Below are 501 nucleotides of genomic sequence, written 5' to 3'. Positions count from 1 at the left end.
ATCATAGCACTTTCAGCCGCTTTCTTTTATCCCCTTATGAGAAATTCGGGTTAGGAGTAGTTCTTCACGATTCATTTACACGAGGTAACCAAGAGGTTAGTCATTTAACAATAAAAAAACCTATTAAATGCAGATTACCTTCGTTACGAGAACTATGATTAGCGCAATTTATAAGGCAAGGAGTTGCTAAGAAATGAAATCGTTGTCAAAAATTGTTGTTCTCCTCCTCGTCAGCGCGACTGCGACAGCAGAGCCTGATCACGAACTAAAAAGCTTACTCTGCGAGAGCTACTCAGACTCGCTCACCAGCGTCCTCCAGCAAGAGGCCAAAGACCAAGAGGGTTTCGTAGCCATGATGACCTCAATGATGTCTCTAGCTTTCAAATCTGCATTAAATGCTGATACGCAAAGAGCGAAAGATAATAGGATGGTGATTTCGGCCAACGTAGCAGGTTTGGTGGCGGGCCTTAACTATTCTTCATCTAGGAACAATTTTGAACC

The 501-nt window shown here is 42.7% G+C and carries 1 protein-coding gene; it reads left to right on the top strand.

Features of this window, described 5'->3' with window-relative positions; translation table 11 throughout:
- Positions 1 to 193: 193 nt before the first annotated feature.
- Positions 194 to 501 (top strand): hypothetical protein (locus tag ACFC20_RS17860; RefSeq protein WP_375194155.1); only part of this gene is annotated, 308 nt, incomplete at its 3' end.

The sequence above is a fragment of the Marinobacter sp. genome, assembly GCF_041984545.1.
GTDB lineage: Bacteria > Pseudomonadota > Gammaproteobacteria > Pseudomonadales > Oleiphilaceae > Marinobacter.
This window is presented reverse-complemented; position numbering and strand designations above follow the sequence as displayed.